This window comes from Cellulomonas bogoriensis 69B4 = DSM 16987 (assembly GCF_000767165.1).
Lineage (GTDB): Bacteria > Actinomycetota > Actinomycetes > Actinomycetales > Cellulomonadaceae > Actinotalea > Actinotalea bogoriensis.
Genome location: NZ_AXCZ01000383.1, coordinates 1 through 851 on the forward strand (window position 1 = coordinate 1; position 851 = coordinate 851).

The window sequence follows — 851 nt, forward strand, 5'->3', positions numbered from 1 at the left end:
CTGCCCCAGGGGCGGTCCTCGAGCAGGTCGTACAGGTCCTCGACCAGCAGTCCCACCCGTTCCAGGGCCCGGAACCCGTCCTGGGCCGCTCGCACGGCCGGCAGGTGGCGTCGTGCCCGGCGGTTCGCGCGTGCCGCCTCCAGCAGGTGGTCCACGACGTCCCGCGCCCGGGCCGTCGGCTCGGCCAGGTGCGGACGCCCCACCCCCTGCCGCTCCACCTCGTCCTCACGCTCACCGTGCCCGTCCCCGTCGAGGCGCTCGTCCAGCTGCTCCGCGAGGTACAGCAGGTGCGAGACCAGCCCGGCGCGCAACCCGGCGAGGGCACCGTCGACCAGGCGTAGCGGGAACGAGGGCAGCAGGGCGTTGACCCCCATCGCGACCGCGGCGCCGAGGGCGAACAGCCCGGCGTAGGCGGCGGCGTAGTCGAGCTCGTGCCCCTGACCCAGCACCAGGACGAACAGCCCGACGACGGGGACGTAGACGCGGTGGTCACCGAGGGCGCGCAGCCCACCGAGGAGCACCCCGAGGACCACCACGAGCCCGACGACCAGCACCCCTGGCCCCAGGGCGGCGTCGACGGCCAGCGCCAGCAGCGCGCCGAGGGTGATCGCCGCAAGGCTCCGCACCGACTCGCGGAACGACCCGACGACCGTCGGGTACATGGTCGCGACGGCACCGAACGGCGCGTAGAACGCGTAGGTCGAGGCCGGGTCGGGCAGCTGCAGGGCCACCCACCACGAGAGCGTCGCCGCCAGGGCGGCCTTGCCCGCCAGGCCGACGCGCGGGTGGCGCGCGACGGCGGTCAGGCGGGTGCGCCAGGTCGGGGGAGGGCTCACCGGCCCAGTGCACCG

At 75.7% G+C, this 851-nt stretch carries 1 protein-coding gene; it reads right to left on the reverse strand.

Going from position 1 to position 851, the window contains the following annotated elements; all coding sequences use genetic code 11:
• Positions 1-836: aromatic acid exporter family protein (locus N869_RS16740; RefSeq protein ID WP_052105660.1), on the reverse strand; the 836-nt coding region annotated here is incomplete at its 3' end.
• Positions 837-851: the final 15 nt, after the last annotated feature.